Source organism: Roseateles oligotrophus (genome assembly GCF_014204525.1).
Taxonomy (GTDB): domain Bacteria; phylum Pseudomonadota; class Gammaproteobacteria; order Burkholderiales; family Burkholderiaceae_C; genus Paucibacter_A; species Paucibacter_A oligotrophus_A.
The window spans coordinates 15,342-29,065 of sequence record NZ_JACHLP010000002.1 but is presented as its reverse complement, the minus strand read 5'-3'; the positions used below and the strand labels follow the sequence as shown (position 1 = coordinate 29,065).

Sequence of the window (13,724 nt, the reverse complement as noted above, 5' to 3'; positions counted from 1 at the left end):
CCTGAAGGTGCCAGCGGTGACGCATTTGCGGTCACGATGGCATAAGGCTTAGGCCTTCAGTGTCGGCAAGCCGGCGCTTCGGCGCATCCGTCAGGCCGCGTGTCCGGCCCACGCGGCAGTACCTAAGTGAAAACCCGGGTCAGCCGGCCGGCTCCGAGCTGAGGCGCAGGGAGCTGGCCCGGTCGCGGAACACCAGGGGCTGCTCGCGCAGCCGGGGTTCATGCGCATCGGCCAGGGCCTGCCTGACCCGCGCGTGCTGGGGGCTTTTGGCGCAGACCGGGTCGGCGGCGGCCGCGTCCTGGGTCAGCAACCAGGCCTGGCAGCGGCAGCCGCCCAGGTCTTGCTCGCGCTGCTCGCAGCTGCGGCAGGGCTCCTTCATCCAGGCCGTGCCGCGATAACGGTTAAAGCCCTCGGAGTCCTGCCAGATCTCGCGCAAGCCCTGCTCGCGCACATTCGGAAAGGCCAGGCCCGGCAGCATGCGGGCCGTGTGGCAGGGCAGGGCCGTGCCATCGGGGGCGATATTGAGAAACATCTGGCCCCAGCCATTGCTGCATTTCTTGACCTGGCCCTCGTGGTAGTCGGGCACCACCCAGAACAGCTTCATGCGACTCCCCAAGCGAGCGCGCCAGTCGTTCACCACGGCCTCGGCGGCTTGCAGCTGGGCCAGCGTGGGCAAGAGCTGGGCGCGGTTCAGCAAGGCCCAGGAGTAGTACTGGGTATTGGCCAGCTCCACATGGCTGGCGCCCAGCTCATGGGCCATGGCGATGATGCGGTCCACATGCTCGATATTGTGGCGATGCAGCACCACATTCATCACCATGGGCCAGTCCTGGCTGCGGATGATGTCGGCCACCTTGCGCTTCAGATCAAAGGTCTTGGTATGGGAGAGAAAGTCGTTCATCTCCCGGGTCGAGTCCTGGAAGGAGAGCTGCACATGGTCCAAGCCGGCGGCCTTGAGGGCGCTGGCGCGCGCGGCCGTCAGGCCCACGCCGGAAGTGAGCAGATTGGTGTAGAAGCCCAGCTCGCGGGCGCGCGCCACCAGCATTTCGAGGTCATCGCGCAGCAAGGGCTCGCCGCCCGAGAAGCCGCATTGCACGGCACCCAGTTCGCGCGCCTCTTGCAGCACGCGCAGCCAGTCGGCGGTGCTCAGTTCGGCCTCATGACGGGCAAAGTCCACGGGGTTGTAGCAGAACACGCAGTGCAGCGGGCAGCGGTAGGTCAGCTCGGCCAGCAGCCAGAGCGGGGGGCCGGGCGGGTGGGCACTCATGCCAGCCAGCCTTGTTGCTGGGCGATGTCCAGAAAGTCCCGCACCTGGGGCTCCAGCCCGCTTTCCTCGCACAAAAGCTCCAGCTCGGCGCTGATGTCGGCAATGCTGCGCCGGCCATCGCAGCGCTGCAGGATGGCGGCGGCGCTGTCATTCAGCAGCACCATGCCTTCGGGGTAGAGCAGCACATGGCTTTGCTGGGCACTCTCCCATTGCAGGCGGTAGCCATGGGCGATTTGGGGCAGGCTGTTCATGCTTGGTTCACTCCATAACGCGTAGCCATGGCGTCATTGATGGCCCACAGAATGTCCAGCTTGAATTGCAGGATCTGCAAGGCCCGCTCCTGCTGCTCGCGCTGCACAAAATAGTCCAGGGTGACGGCCAGGCCTTGCTCCACATCGCGCCGCGCCTGGCTGACGCGCTGGCGAAAATAGCTCAGGCCGGCCGGCTCTATCCAGGGGTAGTGCTGGGGCCAGCTGGCCAGGCGCTGCCGGTGGATCTCGGGCGCGAACAGCTCGGTGAGCGAGGAGCACATGGCCTCCTGCCAGGGCGCGCGGCGGGCGAAGTTGACGTAGGCATCGACGGCAAAGCGCAGCGCCGGCAGCACATGGCGCAGGTCTTGCACCTCGGCTCTTGCCAAGCCCACGGCCTCGGCCAGGCGCAGCCAGGCCTCGATGCCGCCGGGGTCGCTGATGCCGCCCAGCTCAAAGCCATCGTGGTCGAGGATGCGCTGCACCCAGAGCCGGCGTGCCGCCTGGTCGGGGCAGTTGGCCAGGATGGCGGCGTCCTTGATGGGGATGTTGATCTGGTAGTAGTAGCGGTTCGCCACCCAGGCCCGCAACTGCTCGGGCGTGGCCCGGCCCTCGTTGAGCATTTTGTTGAAGGGGTGGTGAATGTGATAGCTGGCGCCGCGCGCACGCAGCTGGGCTTCAAATTCGGTGCGGGTCCAGGCCTTGTTCATAAGCTGATCTGCATGCCGTCTTCCGCCACCTCGACACCGGCGGCCCGGAGCTGGGCACGCTCGAGCGAATCTTCGTCGAGGATGGGATTGCTGTTATTGATGTGGATGAGCATGCGGCGGGTGCGCGCCGGCAGGCGGCTCAAATGGGCCAACATGCCGCCGGGCCCGCTCTGCGGCAGATGGCCCATCTCGCGGGCGCTGGCGCGGCTCAGGCCCAGCTCGCGCATCTCGTGTTCGCTCCAGAAAGTGCCGTCCACCAGCACCAAGTCGGCGGCGCACATGGCGTCGAACAAATCGGGCGTGATCTCGGCCAGGCCGGGGGCGTAGAACAGGCGGCCGCCGCCCTCGTGCAGGGTCAGCGCAATATTGTCGCCAGGCAGGCCGTGCTGCCGGTTGGGCGAATAGGGCGCGGCCTTGCCGGCCACGGCATGGGCCCGGATGCGCAGGGCTTGCAGCGGCGGGGCGAGCGAGAACTCGCGCCCGTCCGGCACGATCTCGTGCAGCTCAACCCCGCAGTAATGCGAGAGCACGCGCAGCACCGGATTGCCCTCGCTCAGGTCTTGCGCCACCGGGGCCGTGCACCACAGCGGCAGCGGCGTGCCGCGCTCGCGCAGCATGAAGAGGCCGGTGCAGTGGTCCACCTGCCCGTCCACCAGCAGCACGGCGGCGATGGCGCTGTCGCGCTGGGCGCGGCTGGCATGCAGCTGCGGGTTGCTGCGGATCTGCTGCAGCAGATCGGGCGAGGCATTGAGCAGCAGGCCGTCGACCGCCTCTTGCGCCTGCACAAAGATCGAGGACTGGGTGCGCGGCCTGGCCCGCAGGCTGCCGCTGCGCAGGCCGGCACAGCGCGGGCAGTGGCAGTTCCATTGCGGAAAGCCGCCGCCCGCCGCCGAACCCAGGATGGTGATGCGCAAGACTCGCTCCTTCTTTGCTGGGCAGCGGCGGGGCCTAGCGGTGCTTGGCGTACAGCGTGATCTCGAAGCCGAAGCGGAAGTCCTGGGCTGCAGGGGTTTGCCATTTCATGGTTGTGATCTCCATCGTCAGGTGGCGGCTGTGCCAGATTGGCACAGCCGGAGGCGGGTATCGACCTCGCAGCCATCCTCCCCCATCCAAACCCTGAGGCCCAGGCCCGCGCTCATGAAGCAAGCCTCATGATTTTCATGAATGGTGGCCGGCCCGAGCCGGCCTATGCTTGCGGCAACACCATGTCGCTACGCCTCAAGCTCAACACCATCGTCGCCCTGCTCACCCTGTGCTTTGCGCTCTCGGTGCTGGGGCTGGAGCTGCGCGGCCTGCGCGACTCGGTGCACGAGGAGGTGCAGGCCGCCCACCGCGTGGCCGGCCAATTGCTGCACCAGACGGCCCGGCTCTACTCGCGCCAGGGCCTGCCCGCCATGCTGTACTACCTGCAAGGCCTGGGTCGGGTGCGCTCCACCGAGATCCGCCTGTTCGACGAGCAGGGCCAGCCGCTCTACCAGTCGCCACGCTCGGCCTACAAGGCCGGCCGCGAGGCACCGGCTTGGTTCAGCCGGCTGATCGCCCCGGCGGCCTCGGAGCAGGCCATCGCCTTCGGCCAGGGCCGCCTGGTGCTGAGCGCCGACTCCTCCCGCGCCGTGCTGGACGCCTGGGACTATCTGCTGCCCCTGAGCCTGTGGGCCCTGGCCCTGCTGCTGCTGGCCAATGGCCTGGCTTTTGCGCTGATACAGCGCGCGCTGCGGCCGCTGGCCCAGGTGGTGGACGCGATGGACCAGCTGCGCCAAGGCCATCTCCAGGCCACCCTGCCCACCCTGGCCGGCGCCGAGGCCCAGCGCCTGGGCCTGGCTTTCAACCGCATGGCCCAGGCCCTGGCCCAGCAGATCGCGGCCGAGGGCCGGGCCAGCAGTGCCGAGCGCGAGCTGTCGGACCGGCGCGAACTCTCGCGCTGGATGGACCAGCACATCGAGCGCGAACGCCGCCTGATCGCCCGCGAGCTGCACGACGAGTTCGGCCAGTCCGTCACCGGCATGCGCTCCCTGGCTGTGGCCATCGCGCAGAGCACGCGCGCCCAGCAGCCCGAGGCCGCCGCCTCCGCCGAGCTGATCGCCGCCGAGGCGGGCCGGCTCTACGAGGCCATGCACCGCATCATCCCCCGCCTGACGCCCCTGGTGCTGGACCAGTTCGGCCTGCAGGAGGCCTTGCAGGACCTGCTGCAGCGCTACCGACAAAACCACCCCCAGCTGCAGCTGGAACTGAGCCTGGACCTGGACGGCCTGGCGCCCGGCCACGAGGCCGCGCTGGCGCTCTACCGCGCGGCCCAGGAAGGCATCACCAACGCCCTGCGCCACGGCGGCGCCAGCCACATCCAGCTGAGCCTGCAGGCCCAGGCCGGCGCCCTGCTGCTGCGGGTGCGGGACAACGGCCAAGGCCTGGACCAGAGCCTGAGTGAAGCCCTGCCCGGCCATCTGGGCCTGCGCTGGCTGAGCGAGCGCGTGGCCGCCCTGGGCGGGCATTGGCGCTTGCAGCCCGCCGAGCCGCAGGGCGCCGAGCTGCGCGTGCACCTGCCGGGAGTCGCCGCCTGATGAGCCTACCCATACGCTGTCTTTTGTGCGACGACCACGCCCTGGTGCGCACCGGCTTTCGCTGCCTGCTGAGCAATGCGGGCATGGAGGTCGTGTTCGAGGCCGAGCACGGCCGCGCCGCCTGCGAGGCCTATGGCCGGGTGCAAGCCGATGTCGTGCTGATGGACCTGTCCATGCCCGGCATGGGCGGCATCGACGCCATCCAGTGGCTGCTCAGCCACGACAAGCGCGCCCGCATCCTGGCCCTGTCGGCCCACGAGGACCATGTGCACGCGCGCCGCGCCCTGCGCGCCGGCGCCCTGGGCTATCTCAGCAAGCGCAGCGCCCCCGAGGCCTTGATCGCCGCCGTCCAGCACACCGCCCAGGGTCGGCGTTATCTGGACCCCGCCATCGCCCAGGCCCTGGCCCTGGCCGAATTCGAGGGCGAGAGCCGCAGCCCCGCCGAGGCCCTCAGCGAGCGCGAGTTCTCGGTCTTTCTACAGCTGGCGCGCGGCGCCAGCGTGGCCCAGATCGCCGAGGCCATGATTCTCTCGCCCAGCACCGTGGGCACCCACCTCTATCACATCAAGCAGAAGCTGGCGGCCAGCAACCAGTCGGAGCTGACCCTGGTGGCCTTGCGCTGGGGGCTCTTACCCAATCCCTGAGCGGAGCCCGGCATGGCCCACAATAGCCCTGCCCACGCAAGGAGACCGCCATTGCCCCCGACTGACGAACTGTCCGCCCGCCCGCTGTGGCAACGCACGCTCTGGGTGCTGGCCGGCTGCACCAGCCTGGCCCTGGGGGTGCTGGGCATCGTCCTGCCCCTGCTGCCCACCACGCCTTTTGTGCTGCTGGCGGCCTTTTGCTTTGCGCGCGGCAGCACGCGCTTCGAGCATTGGCTGCTCAACCATCCGCGCCTGGGGCCGCCCATCCTGGCCTGGCGGCGCGAGCACGCCCTGCCGCTGCGCGCCAAGCAGCTGGCCTGGGCCATGATGGCCCTGGGCAGCGCCTGGTCGGCCTGGATCTTGCCGGGCGCCTGGGGCCTGCTGCCGCCCGCGATCTGTGCGGCCGTGGCCTTCTGGATGTGGCGGCTGCCGACCAAGGGATGAGTTAGAAGGTGCGCGCGTGTTCCACCGCGTACTTGATCAGCTCGGCCTGACCCTCCAGGCCCAGCTTGCGTTTGATGCTCTGACGGTGGGTCTCGACGGTGCGCACGCTCAAATCCAGGGCCTTGGCGATCTGCTTGCTCGATTCGCCGCGCGCCAGGGCGGAGAGGATCTCGCTCTCGCGCGGCGACAACATGGGCCGCGGCTGCTGGTTGCGGAACAGGCGGCGGGACAGGGCCTCGCTCAGGAAGGTGCCGCCGGCCGCCACGGCGGCTATGGCCGCCACGATCTCGCTGGCCGGCGCATCCTTCAGCACATAGCCGCGCGCGCCGGCCTGCAGGGCGCGCTGCACATACTCGGGGTTGTCGTACATGCTGAACATCAGCACGCGCAGGCCGGGCTCGCGCGCCAGCATGGCCTGGGTCAGCTCGATGCCGTTCTGTATCGCGCCCACGGCCTTCAGGCCCACGTCCATCAGCACCACGCTGGGTGCGCAGGCGCTCAGGCAGGCCAGGGCCTGCTGGGGCTCGCCCGCCTCGCCCACCACCTCGAGATGCGCCACGCTGCCCAGGCGCGAGCGCAGGCCCTCGCGCACCATGGGGTGGTCGTCCACCAGCAGGATGCGGATGCGGAGCGCGCTCATGCGCTGGCCCCCAGCTTCTTCAGCGCGGCCAGGGGCACGATGGCCTGGGCCTGCGTGCCGTGGCCGGGCGCGGAGCAGATGTGCAGCCGCCCGCCGATGGCGTCCAGGCGCTCGCGCATATTGCGCAGGCCTATGCCTAGCGAAGGGTTTTGATACACGGCCTGGGTGTCGAAGCCGCAGCCGTTGTCGGTGACGCTCATGCGCAGCTCGTTTTTTTCCTCGTCGAAACACAGGGCCAGGTCCACCTGGGCGGCGCGGGAATGTTTGGCCATATTGGTCAGGCTCTCCTGGGCGACGCGGAACAGCACGGTCTTGACCACCTCGGGCAGTTCGCGCAGCAAGGCCTCCGGCCCCTCGATGCGCACGCCCACCTGGGCGCCGCCGGCCTCGTCGAATTCATGGCCCAGATGCTGCAAGGCGGCCGGCAGGCCCAGATTGTCCAGCAGGGCCGGGCGCAAGCGATGCGAGATGCGCCGCACCTCGCCCAGGCTGGCATTGAGCCGGCCCAGGGCCTTGGCCAGGGTGCCGGCCATGGGCTCGGGCGCGGCCTTGCTGGCCGACTCGGCCGCCGCCTCCATCAGCAGCTTGGTGGAGACCAGGGTCTGGCTGACCCCGTCGTGCAGCTCGCGGGCCAGATGGGCACGCTCGTCCTCCTGCGACTGCACGACCTGGCGCGCCAGCAGGCGCAGCTTGGTCTCGGCCACGCGCTGCTCGCTGAAGTTCAGCAGCAGGCCGGTGGCGCTGATCAGGCCGACGCCGAACACGGCGATGCCGGCGATCCACAACATGGTGGTGGCGATATTGGCGCTGGCCTCGCGGTCCAGCTGGGCCATGGTGGCCTGGATGCCGTCGAGGTAGAGGCCGGTGCCCACCATCCAATGCCAGCGCTCCAGCGCGATCACATAACCCAGCTTGGGCGCGGGCTGGCCGCTGGAGGGCTTGCGCCATTCATAGTCCACAAAGCCGCCGCCCTGACGGGCTTGCGCAATCAGCTGCTGGATGGTCGGCCGGCCCTTGGCGTCGCGTTGTTCCCAGAGATTGCGGCCCAGGAGTTCGGGCTGGCGGGAATGCATCAGGACCGTGCCGTCCAGGTCGTAGACGAAAAAATAACCGTCGGGCCCATAGTCCAGCGAGGCCAGCAGCTTGAGCGCCTGGGCGCGCTCGGCGGCGTCGGAGGCGCCGCGCTCGTACAGCGGCTGGACGGTGCTGACGGCCAGGGCCACATAGTTTTGCAGCTCGGCCCGGCGGGCATCCATATAGGCCCGCTGCACCAAGGCATGCTCGCGCTCGACCAGATGGCGCTCCTGCTGGCGCACCGCCACGGCCAGCAGGGCCAGGGAGCCGACCAAGGGCAGGACGGCCAGCAGAATGACCTTGGTTCGCAAGCGCATGGAGGGCAGAGACATGGCGCGATTGTCCATGCTGGCCGCCCCCGCACCGGATGTCGGGCCAGGAAGTAAGCGCCTGCCCACCGGCTGTCTGATGTTTTTTGGCCGCAAAGCGCCGGGGGATACGGGCCGGGCCTGAGCTAGCGCAAGACATTTGCAAAACGATCTCCCTACATTTGCCCGCTCAGGAACAGAATCGAAACACCTGTTTGTTCTACCCAGCACTGTGCCGAGCCCGCCGGCCCTCATCACAGTGCTCCCTTCCCCCATCGGTCAGGCAAGCAACAGGAGTTCTTCAGATGAGCAGCAACAAGTCCTCACGCCGTGTTTTCTTGCTCGGCGTGGCCGCCACCGGCGCCACCTTGGCCACCCTCAGCAGCGCTGCCCGCGCCCAGGCCAAGCTCGATGACAAGGACCCGCAAGCCCAGGCCCTGGGCTATGTGAGCGACACGGCCAAGGCCGATGGCAAGAAATACCCCAAGCACGCCAATACCCAGACCTGCAATAACTGCGCCCTGTTCCAGGGCAAGGCCACCGACGCCGCCGGCGGCTGCCCCCTGTTTGCCGGCAAGCAGGTGGCCGGCAAGGGCTGGTGCAGCGCCTGGGCCAAGAAGGCCTGAGAGCTTGAAAACTTTTTACTGCGCGACCGCCAGGCGTCGTTGGGCGGTGCTCGGAATCCTCACGTACTCAAAGTACGTTCCGGTTCCTGTGCTCCGTCCGCCTAGCCTGACGACCGCTCGCTACAAAAGTTCTCAAGCTCTGAGCCCATCGTCCAGACAAAGCGGCGGTCGGCCATGAATCCCTTCAAGCGGCTGCCGGGCTACGGCCCCAAGACAGCGGCCGGCATGGAACGCCAGATCTGGCGCCGCCTGCCGGCCGTTTTTTTCTGGGGCAGCTTGCTGCCCCTGCTCTTCGTCGGCCTGCGCCGCTGGCTGGCCGAGCCGGGCGCGAGCGATGCGCACAGTCTGCTGCTGGGCGAGTACATCGCCTACGGCCTGGTCGCCATGCACTGGGCCTTGACACTGACGCTGGCCATGGGCTGCCTGATCGTGATGGTCATGAAAGGCCCGGGCTTTGTGGCCGATGCCTATCCACCGGCCGACCGGGACACGCCTTTCCTCGACCTGGGCCCACCGCCCGAGGAGGAGGCGAATCAGACGGCCAGCCCGCCCACCTAAGGTTCGGAGCGCAGGCCGATATAGCTGGAGCCCGCATGGCGCTGCGGACCATAGTCCACATGGAAGCCACCCAGGTCCAGATGACCCAGGGTGGCCAGGCCCTCGGCCAGGCTCGCGCGCGTCCAGGGCGGCCGGCAATTGCGCAAGCCCTCACAGAGCACGCGGGCGGCCAGATAACCCTCCAGGCTGATGGCACCAAGCTGCTTGCCGCCCAGCTCCCGCATCGCTTTTTGATAGGCCGCCACAACCGGAATCGTGCGGTCCGCCGGATCGGGCACGACCTGGGCCACGGTCAGCTTGCTGAGGTCCCGGCCCAGGGCCTCGCGCAGCGGCTCCAGCCCCACGAAAGACAGGCTGTAAAAGCGCCCCTGATAACCAAGCTGCCGTGCCTGCTTGATGAAGGCCGCGCTGCTGGCATAGGTGCTGACCATGAAGATGGCCTCAGGTCTCGGCTGGGCCAGCAAGCTGGCCAGACTGCTTTGCACCTGATCGCTATTGCGCTGCACCTGGGCCGTCGGACCGATTTGCAGGCCCAAGGGCTGGCCGGCGTCACGCAAGGCCTCCATGCCGGCGCGGCCGAAGAGATCGGCCTGGTAGAGCACGCCGACCCGCTTGATGCCCTGGGCCTGCATATCGGCCGCCAGCAGCAAGGCCTCGGCCCGGTAGCTGGCCCGCACATTGAAGACCAGGGGGTTGGGCTCCCACAGCACATCGGCACCGGTGAAGGGGCCCACAAACGGGATCTTCCAGCGCCGCACAAAAGGCAGGGCGGCATGGCTGGTGGGCGTGCCCACATAGCCAAACAAGGCCAGCACGCGCGGGTCTTCGACCAGCTTGCGAGTGTTCTGCTCGGAACGCGCCGGCTCGTAGGCATCGTCCAGCAGATGGCTGACCAGCCGCGCCCCCGCAATCCCGCCCTTTTGATTGAGCTGCTTGAAGCAGGCCTGGGCGCCGGCATGAAAGCGCTGGCCCAGGGCCGCGGCCGGGCCGCTGAGCGCGGCCGAGCTGCCGATATGAATCTCCGCCTGCGGCCGCTCGGCCGCCCGGCTGCCCAGGCCGCAGCCGGCCAAGCCGCCCGCCAGCAAGAGCCGGCGTCGCGTGCCGAGGATGGGCATGCCGCGTCTCACCATATCTTGCAGCGCTGGGCCGCGGGCTTGACCATCTGCTGGCCAGGCTTGCAGGCAAAGGCCTGCTCGAACTCCGGCACATTGACCATCAGGCCGTTGACGCGGTAGCGGCCGGGTGAATGCGGATCGGTGACGGCCTTGACGCGCAAGGCCTCGGGCCTGTCGTGGCTGCAAGCCCATTGCGCATAGCCGACGAAGAAGCGCTGCTCCGGCGTCAGGCCATCGATCTGGCCCTGCATGGGCTTGCCGGTGCTGGCCATATGCGCCTTCCAGGCACTCATGGCCAGGATCAAGCCGCCCAGATCGGCGATGTCCTCGCCCAGGGTCAGGCGGCTATTGATCTTGATCTCGTCCACGATGGTGTAGCCGGCGTACTGCTTGACGATGCAGGCGGCGCGCTGCTCAAAGGCCTTGCCATCCTTGGGCGTCCACCAGTCCTTCAGATTGCCCTGGGCATCGAACTGCCGGCCTTCATCGTCGAAGCCATGGGTCAGCTCATGGCCTATGGTGCTGCCGGTATTGCCGTAGTTGGGCGCATCGTCCAGCTTGGGGTCGAACAGCGGCGGCTGCAGCACGGCGGCGGGGAAGTTGATGTCGTTCATCTGCGCGTCGTAATAGGCGTTGACGGTGGATGGCGTCATGCCCCACTCGCCACGGTCCAGCGGCTTGCCGATCTTGGCCAGCTGGCGGCGCAGCTCGAAGGCATTGCCCTGCTGCACATTGCCGAGGAAGTCGCCCCGCGCGACGGCCAGGGCACTGTAGTCGCGCCAGCGCTCGGGGTAGCCCACCTTGTTGACGATGGCATGCAGCTTGGCCAGGGCGCGGGTCTTGGTGGCCTCGCTCATCCACGCCAGGCCCTGGATGCTTTGCGCCATCGCCAGCTCGATCTCGCGCGTCATCTCCTGGGTTTTTTCCTTCAGCTCGGGTGAGAAGTTATGCGCCACAAACTCCTGACCCAGAGCCTCGCCCAGCTGGGCGTCGACCAGCTCCACGCAGCGCTTCCAGCGCGGCTTGAGCTGGGGCGCGCCGGTCAGCGTGTGGCCGAAGAATTCGAAGTTCTGCTGCACCAGTTCGGCCGAGAGATGCGGGGCCTGGCTGCTCAGCAAGGCCCAGCGCAGATAGCTCTTGATCTCGGCCAGGCTCATGGCCCGGATGCGCGCATCCATGGCCTTGAAGAAGCGCGGCTCGCTGACGTTGTAGACCGCGAAGCCCTGGGCCTGACCCAGCCCTGCTTGATAGGCGGCCCAGTCAAAGCCCGGCGTCAGCGCCTGCAGGGCGCGGCCGTCCATTTTGTGGAAGCTCTTGTAGGGGTCGCGCTTGTCCACCCGGCTCAGCGTGGCGCGGGCCAGGGCGGTCTCGGTCGCCAGCACGCTGCGGGCCGCGCTGCGCGCCGCCGCCGCGGGCTCACCCAGGCGCTCAAACATGGCGGCCACATGGGCGAGGAACTGCTGGCGCAGGCGCTGCGACTTGGCATCCTGCTTGCTGTAGTAGTCACGGTCCGGCAGGCTGAGGCCGCCGGCCAGGGCAAAGGCGATCACCTGGGTCGAGTCGGCAAAGTCCTGGCCCGCGCCCAGATTGAAAAAGAAGCGCGGGTTGTTATTGCTCAGATGCAGGGCCGCCAGCAGGGCGGGCAAGGCCTGCTTGCTCTGCAAGGCCTGAATCTGGGCCAGCTGCGCCTGCAAGGGCTGCAGGCCCAGGCGGTTGACGGCGGCCTCGTCCATGCAGGCGGCGAAGTAGTCGCCCAGCTTGCCCTGCTTGGCGCTGCGCACCTCGGCGCCGGCCGGCTGCGCCAATCTGTCGAGAATTCCCCACAGATAGCGCTGATTGTCATCGGCCATCTTGGCGTAAACCGACCAGCGCGACTGATCGGCCGGGATCGGGTTGTTGGCGATCCAGCCACCGCAGGCGTATTGATAGAAGTCCTCGCAGGGCTCGGCCTGCTTGTCCATCGCCGCCGGGTCCAGGCTGGGGGTGTAGGGCAGGGCCTGCAAAGGCGTTTGGCCGCTTGGCGCCTGGGCCGTGGCCAGGGCGGCCAGCAGCAGCAGGCAGGCCGCCAGCGAGGTCTTGAGCAGGCCAGGCAAGCTGGGCATGGGGGTGGAGGCGGGCAGGGTAGGCATGGCGTGTCTGGGCTGAGGATCGCACATTCTCTGCCAAGCCGCTGCAGGCGGCGAAAACTCCTTGTCTGGCCGGGAACAAGCACTCAATACACGAGAAATTCGGCGGACCGTGTGAACATGGACATAACGCGTCACTCGCATGGCCGATGATATTGATCTAAGCTGCAAGCGCTGTCTGAACTGCACCCGGGATCAGGGAGTCTCGCAGGAGCCGCCAGATCCTCATCAATCCCATCGCGTCGCGCTTGCAAGTTCCAAGCCTCGCGATGCCAGGGGGCCTAATGTCCAAACCGACCGTACTGCTTGTTGATGATGAGCCTTTGAACCTTTCGGTTCTGTCCAAGCTATTGAACCCGCTGTACCGGGTGCTGGGTGCGCGTTCGGGCCAGAGCGCCCTGGCCTTGCTGGAAAGCGAGGCGCCCGACCTGATCCTGCTCGATGTGATGATGCCGGAGATGGACGGCTACAGCGTCTTGCAGCGGCTCAAGCAGTCGGAACGCAATCGCCATATCCCGGTGATCTTCGTCACCGCCCTGGGCGCCGAGCTGGATGAGGAGCATGGCCTGCAGCTGGGCGCCGTGGACTACATCGCCAAACCCATCAAACCCACGGTGGTGCTGGCCCGGGTGCGCACCCAGCTGGCCCTGAAGCAGGCGCACGACGCCTTGTCGGACCAGAATGCCTGGCTGGAGCAGGAGGTGGCCCGCCGCATGCGCGAGAGCCTGATCGCGCAAGACCTGACCCTCTGCGCCATGGCCGAGCTGGCCGAGACGCGCGACAACGAGACCGGCAACCACATCCTGCGCACCCAGTCCTATGTGGAGGCGCTGGCACGGCGCCTGCAGCACACGCCCGGCTATGCGCAGGAGTTGAGCGAGGCCCAGCTGCAGCGCATCGTCAAGGCCTCGCCCATGCACGACATCGGCAAGATCGGCATCCGCGACGACATCCTGCTCAAGCCCGGCCCGCTGACGGCCGAGGAGTTCGAGATCATGAAGACCCATGCCCGCATCGGCGGCGAGGCGATTGCGCATGCCATCGGCAAGGCCCTGACCATGCACTTCCCCGACGGCGTGCCGGACCAGGCCGAGTACCCCGAATCGGTGCGCTTTCTGGAGGCGGCCCGCATCATCGCCACCCACCACCACGAACGCTGGGACGGGCGCGGCTACCCCGATGCCCTGGCCGGCCCCGCCGTGCCCCTGCCCGCCCGTCTGATGGCCCTGGCCGATGTGTTCGACGCCCTGACCACCCGGCGTGTCTACAAAGAGCCCTGGACCATTGCCGCCGCCACCGAGCACATCAAGGCCCAGGCCGGCGCGCATTTCGACCCGCAGATCGTCGCGGCCTTTCTGGACATCCAGGACCAGTTTGCCGCCATCTCCGCCCGCCTGAGTGATTGA

General features: G+C 67.8%; 15 protein-coding genes and 1 other RNA gene. 7 read left to right on the top strand and 9 right to left on the bottom strand.

The annotated features are described in order from the left end of the window. Positions 1-139: 139 nt before the first annotated feature. The 5 genes from pqqE to pqqA are packed head-to-tail and all read right to left on the bottom strand — an operon-like array spanning position 140 to position 3,263. On the bottom strand, positions 140-1,267 hold the full coding sequence (gene pqqE / locus HNP55_RS04840; RefSeq protein WP_184296785.1) for a pyrroloquinoline quinone biosynthesis protein PqqE: 1,128 nt from the start codon (positions 1,265-1,267) through the stop codon (positions 140-142). After that, on the bottom strand, positions 1,264-1,518 hold the full coding sequence (gene pqqD, locus HNP55_RS04835) for a pyrroloquinoline quinone biosynthesis peptide chaperone PqqD (protein WP_184296783.1): 255 nt from the start codon (positions 1,516-1,518) through the stop codon (positions 1,264-1,266). The genes pqqE and pqqD overlap by 4 nt, the downstream gene beginning before the upstream one ends. Continuing rightward, entirely contained in the window at positions 1,515-2,225 is a 711-nt protein-coding gene (pqqC, locus tag HNP55_RS04830; protein WP_184296781.1) for a pyrroloquinoline-quinone synthase PqqC, read from the bottom strand. The genes pqqD and pqqC overlap by 4 nt, the downstream gene beginning before the upstream one ends. Continuing rightward, entirely contained in the window at positions 2,222-3,139 is a 918-nt protein-coding gene (gene pqqB, locus HNP55_RS04825; protein ID WP_184296779.1) for a pyrroloquinoline quinone biosynthesis protein PqqB, read from the bottom strand. The genes pqqC and pqqB overlap by 4 nt, the downstream gene beginning before the upstream one ends. A gap of 34 nt (positions 3,140-3,173) precedes the next feature. Continuing rightward, positions 3,174-3,263, bottom strand: coding sequence for a pyrroloquinoline quinone precursor peptide PqqA (pqqA, locus tag HNP55_RS04820; RefSeq protein WP_221439470.1), 90 nt, complete (start codon positions 3,261-3,263; stop codon positions 3,174-3,176). 113 nt (positions 3,264-3,376) lie between these two features. Here pqqA and HNP55_RS04815 point away from each other — a divergent pair, with 113 nt between their 5' ends. The 3 genes from HNP55_RS04815 to HNP55_RS04805 are packed head-to-tail and all read left to right on the top strand — an operon-like array spanning position 3,377 to position 5,871. Beyond that, positions 3,377-4,783 (top strand): histidine kinase, encoded by a 1,407-nt coding sequence (locus HNP55_RS04815; protein ID WP_246448200.1) that lies wholly within the window; start codon positions 3,377-3,379, stop codon positions 4,781-4,783. Continuing rightward, entirely contained in the window at positions 4,783-5,427 is a 645-nt protein-coding gene (locus HNP55_RS04810; RefSeq protein WP_184296777.1) for a response regulator transcription factor, read from the top strand. Before HNP55_RS04815 ends, HNP55_RS04810 begins: the two co-directional genes overlap by 1 nt. Positions 5,428-5,478: 51 nt before the next feature. Then, positions 5,479-5,871: a YbaN family protein gene (locus tag HNP55_RS04805; protein WP_246448199.1), complete on the top strand. Its 393-nt coding sequence runs from the start codon at positions 5,479-5,481 to the stop codon at positions 5,869-5,871. Position 5,872: 1 nt separating this feature from the next. On the opposite strand, the gene HNP55_RS04800 is transcribed toward HNP55_RS04805, so the two are convergent. Together HNP55_RS04800 and HNP55_RS04795 are read right to left on the bottom strand one after the other, a co-directional pair. Continuing rightward, the gene (locus HNP55_RS04800; RefSeq protein WP_184296773.1) at positions 5,873-6,511 is read right to left on the bottom strand and encodes a response regulator transcription factor; all 639 of its coding nucleotides are present in this window, start codon (positions 6,509-6,511) and stop codon (positions 5,873-5,875) included. Next, positions 6,508-7,917, bottom strand: a complete 1,410-nt coding sequence (locus tag HNP55_RS04795; protein WP_348648662.1) for a cache domain-containing protein — start codon at positions 7,915-7,917, stop codon at positions 6,508-6,510. The genes HNP55_RS04800 and HNP55_RS04795 overlap by 4 nt, the downstream gene beginning before the upstream one ends. A 281-nt stretch (positions 7,918-8,198) precedes the next feature. Between HNP55_RS04795 and HNP55_RS04790 the strand changes: the two genes are divergently transcribed. The 3 genes from HNP55_RS04790 to HNP55_RS04780 all read left to right on the top strand — a co-directional run bounded on the left by HNP55_RS04790 (position 8,199) and on the right by HNP55_RS04780 (position 9,077). After that, positions 8,199-8,519, top strand: coding sequence for a high-potential iron-sulfur protein (locus HNP55_RS04790; protein WP_184296771.1), 321 nt, complete (start codon positions 8,199-8,201; stop codon positions 8,517-8,519). Between the two features lie 61 nt (positions 8,520-8,580). Further along, positions 8,581-8,665: non-coding RNA, sX9 sRNA (locus tag HNP55_RS04785), on the top strand. A 28-nt stretch (positions 8,666-8,693) separates the two neighbouring features. Beyond that, on the top strand, positions 8,694-9,077 hold the full coding sequence (locus tag HNP55_RS04780) for a hypothetical protein (protein WP_184296769.1): 384 nt from the start codon (positions 8,694-8,696) through the stop codon (positions 9,075-9,077). Here HNP55_RS04780 and HNP55_RS04775 read toward each other — a convergent pair. Further along, positions 9,074-10,192, bottom strand: a complete 1,119-nt coding sequence (locus tag HNP55_RS04775) for an ABC transporter substrate-binding protein (RefSeq protein ID WP_184296767.1) — start codon at positions 10,190-10,192, stop codon at positions 9,074-9,076. The two genes, HNP55_RS04780 and HNP55_RS04775, sit on opposite strands and share 4 nt — an antisense overlap. Before the next feature lie 8 nt (positions 10,193-10,200). Further along, positions 10,201-12,321: a M13 family metallopeptidase gene (locus HNP55_RS04770; RefSeq protein WP_246448198.1), complete on the bottom strand. Its 2,121-nt coding sequence runs from the start codon at positions 12,319-12,321 to the stop codon at positions 10,201-10,203. A gap of 266 nt (positions 12,322-12,587) precedes the next feature. On the opposite strand from HNP55_RS04770, the gene HNP55_RS04765 reads away from it, so the two are divergent. After that, positions 12,588-13,724 (top strand): two-component system response regulator, encoded by a 1,137-nt coding sequence (locus tag HNP55_RS04765; RefSeq protein ID WP_221439469.1) that lies wholly within the window; start codon positions 12,588-12,590, stop codon positions 13,722-13,724.

Bases quoted from the DNA above. Each gene is read 5' to 3' on its own strand.
- pqqE (WP_184296785.1), bottom strand. From the start codon at position 1,267: ATGAGTGCCCACCCGCCCGGCCCCCCGCTCTGGCTGCTGGCCGAGCTG.
- pqqD (WP_184296783.1), bottom strand. From the start codon at position 1,518: ATGAACAGCCTGCCCCAAATCGCCCATGGCTACCGCCTGCAATGGGAG.
- pqqC (WP_184296781.1), bottom strand. From the start codon at position 2,225: ATGAACAAGGCCTGGACCCGCACCGAATTTGAAGCCCAGCTGCGTGCG.
- pqqA (WP_221439470.1), bottom strand. From the start codon at position 3,263: ATGGAGATCACAACCATGAAATGGCAAACCCCTGCAGCCCAGGACTTC.
- HNP55_RS04815 (WP_246448200.1), top strand. From the start codon at position 3,377: ATGATTTTCATGAATGGTGGCCGGCCCGAGCCGGCCTATGCTTGCGGC.
- HNP55_RS04810 (WP_184296777.1), top strand. From the start codon at position 4,783: ATGAGCCTACCCATACGCTGTCTTTTGTGCGACGACCACGCCCTGGTG.
- HNP55_RS04800 (WP_184296773.1), bottom strand. From the start codon at position 6,511: ATGAGCGCGCTCCGCATCCGCATCCTGCTGGTGGACGACCACCCCATG.
- HNP55_RS04795 (WP_348648662.1), bottom strand. From the start codon at position 7,917: ATGTCTCTGCCCTCCATGCGCTTGCGAACCAAGGTCATTCTGCTGGCC.
- HNP55_RS04790 (WP_184296771.1), top strand. From the start codon at position 8,199: ATGAGCAGCAACAAGTCCTCACGCCGTGTTTTCTTGCTCGGCGTGGCC.
- HNP55_RS04780 (WP_184296769.1), top strand. From the start codon at position 8,694: ATGAATCCCTTCAAGCGGCTGCCGGGCTACGGCCCCAAGACAGCGGCC.
- HNP55_RS04775 (WP_184296767.1), bottom strand. From the start codon at position 10,192: ATGCCCATCCTCGGCACGCGACGCCGGCTCTTGCTGGCGGGCGGCTTG.
- HNP55_RS04770 (WP_246448198.1), bottom strand. From the start codon at position 12,321: ATGCCTACCCTGCCCGCCTCCACCCCCATGCCCAGCTTGCCTGGCCTG.
- HNP55_RS04765 (WP_221439469.1), top strand. From the start codon at position 12,588: ATGCCAGGGGGCCTAATGTCCAAACCGACCGTACTGCTTGTTGATGAT.